This is a genomic window from Corallococcus sp. CA049B, from assembly GCF_003611685.1.
Classification (GTDB): Bacteria; Myxococcota; Myxococcia; order Myxococcales; family Myxococcaceae; genus Corallococcus; species Corallococcus coralloides.
Genome location: NZ_RAWC01000410.1, coordinates 1 through 2,677 on the forward strand (window position 1 = coordinate 1; position 2,677 = coordinate 2,677).

General features: G+C 75.0%; 2 protein-coding genes. One reads left to right on the top strand and one right to left on the bottom strand.

The window, feature by feature from the left end:
- On the top strand, positions 1–2,085 hold a 2,085-nt coding region (locus D7W82_RS39210), incomplete at its 5' end, for an ATP-binding protein (RefSeq protein WP_120623126.1).
- Positions 2,086–2,107: 22 nt separating this feature from the next.
- On the opposite strand, the gene D7W82_RS39215 is transcribed toward D7W82_RS39210, so the two are convergent.
- On the bottom strand, positions 2,108–2,677 hold a 570-nt coding region (locus D7W82_RS39215), incomplete at its 5' end, for a YqaA family protein (RefSeq protein WP_233588207.1).

A 2,677-nucleotide genomic window follows, 5' to 3' on the forward strand; every position in this document is an offset into this window, starting at 1 on the left:
GGGCTGGGCACGCTGGGGCTCGTGCTGGGCGGGGTGGTGCCCGCCGCGCAGTGGGGCCCCGCCGGCTGGCTGTGGTGGATGGCGGACCTGCTGGGCATGCTGCTGGTGACGCCGGTGCTGCTGCTGCGCAGGCCCCGGCGCATGGCGCGCTCGTGGGAGGCGCTGCTGCTCACGGCGCTGACGGTGGGGGTGTGCGTGGGCGTCTTCGCCTTCCCGCGGCCGGGCTCCGCGGCGGCGCACGCGATGACGTTCCTGCTCTTCCCGCTGATGGCCTGGGGGGCCCTGAGCTTCGGGCTGCGGGGGGCGGCGCTGGCCTCGCTCTCCATCGCGCTGGCGGCCATCGCCGGCACGGCGCGGGAGCTGGGCCCGTTCTTCACGGTGGACCTGCCGCACCGGGGGCTGGTGGTGCTGCAGCTCTTCATCGGCATCACCACGCTGACGGGCCTCTTGCTCGCGGCGGCGCGCGCGGAGCGCCGCCAGGCGGTGGAGCTGCTGGAGCTGCTGGCCACCACCGTGCGCGCGGTGCACGAAGGCGTGCTCATCTGCGAGGTGCGCGAGTCGGGCGGCCTGCACACCGTCTTCGTCAACGAGGCCCTGTGCGCGCTGGTGGGCCGGCGGCGCGAGGAGCTCGTCGGCGCGGCGCCCGGGGAGCTGCTGGCGTCCGCCGACGGCGGGGACCGGCAGCGGCTCTTGGAGGCGCTGCGCGAGGAGCGCTCGCTGCGCGCGGAGGTGGCGCTGACGCGGCCGGACGGCACGCGGGTGTGGAGCGAGATGCAGCTGTCCCCGGTGCGCGCCAACGGCCAGGCCGTGACGCACTTCGTGGCGACCCACCGCGACGTCACCGCGACGAAGGAGCTGCAGGCGCGGCTGGTGGCCGCCGAGCGCGTGGCGGCCGTGGGCACGCTGGCCGCGGGCGTGGGCCATGAAATCAACAACCCGCTGGCCTACCTGGCGCTGAACCTGGAGGCCGCGCGCAGGAGCCTCGCGGCGGGCCTTTCTCCGGAGGGCGCGCAGGCCCCGTCCTGCGTGCGCGACGCGCTCTCCAGCGTGCGCGGGGCCCAGGAGGGCGCGGAGCGCATCCGCCTCATCGTGAGGGATTTGCAGGTGTTCAGCCGCGAGGGCGCGCCGGAGCGCGGACTGGTGGACCTGAACGCGCTGGTGCCGCCCGCGGTGCGCGTGGTGCTGCACGCCCTGCGCGCGCGCGCGCGGCTGGTGGAGGACTTCGGGCCGGTGCCGCGCGTGCTGGGCAGCGAGGCGCGGCTGGGGCAGGTGCTGCTCAACCTGCTGGTGAACGCCCTGCAGGCCATCCCGGAAGGGGACCCCGGCCGCCACGAGGTGCGCGTGCGCACCGGCACGGACGCGTCCGGCCACGCGCGCGTGGAGGTGGAGGACACGGGCGGCGGCATCCCGCCGGACGTGCTGCCGCGCATCTTCGACCCGTTCTTCACCACCAAGAACAGCGACGAGGGCACCGGCCTGGGGCTGGCCATCTGTCAGCAGATCGTCCGCGCGCACGGGGGCGACCTGCGCGTGCGCAGCGTGCCGGGCCAGGGCGCCACCTTCACGCTGCTCCTGCCGCCCGCGCCCGTGCAGAGCGCGGGGAGCCTGGTGCCGCTGCACGCGGTGGCGCACGTCGCGGAGGCGCCGGAGACGGCGGCCTCCGGGCGGCGTGGGCGGGTGCTCATCGTGGACGACGAGCCCCGGCTGGCGCAGTCCATGCGCCTGCTGCTGGAGCCTGACCACGAGGTCGTCACCGTCACGCGCGGCGAGGACGCGCTGGCGAAGGCGGCCGCGGGCGAGTCCTTCGACGTGGTGCTGTGCGACCTCCAGATGCCGGGCATGGACGGCATCGCGGTGTACCGGCGGCTCCAGCAGGAGGCGCCCGGGCTGGCGTCGCGGGTGGTGTTCATCTCCGGCGGAGCGTCATCGCCGGAGGCGAGAGCGTTCCTGGAGACGGTGGCCCAGCGGGTGCTGGAGAAGCCGGTGCGCCCGGACGTGCTGCTGTCCACGGTGGAGGAGATGCTGGAGGGCGGCTCCCCGAGGGTGGCGGCGCGCGGCGCGGTGGGCGGCACGCGCCGCGGTTAGGCCCCCCAGGCGCTGGGGCACCTCAGACGCGCAGCCACTTGCGGGCGGTGGGGCCGAAGAAGCGCACCACGCTGCCCACCAGGAAGAAGCGCACCGAGCGGCCGATGACGGACGCCACCAGGAACTGCTCCAGCGGCACGGACACCAGGCCGCTGCCAATGGCGACGATCTTGAACGGCGTGGGCAGGATGGAGCACAGCAGCGCCAGCACCCAGAAGTTGCGCCCCAGGAGCTCGCCCACCGTGCCGGACACGCCGAAGCGGTCCACGCGCACGTCCAGGTCGATGTGGAGGAGCTGGGTGATGCCCTCGCCCACGAACGCCCCCAGCCCGTAGCCGATGAGGCCGCCCACCAGGCTCGCCAGCGTGCCCAGCAGGCAGTAGCGCACCCACTTCTTCGGCTGGGCGAGCACCATGGGGACCAGCACCGCGAAGGGCGGGATGGGGAAGACGGAACCATCCACCACCGACACCGCCATCATCGTGGCGAGCGCGTGCGGGGTGGAGGCGGCGGCCTCCACGCGCAGGTACATCCGGCGGTACCAGGACAGCTTCGGGGCGTCAGCGGCCGGGGCGGCCGGGGAGGGCTGGGG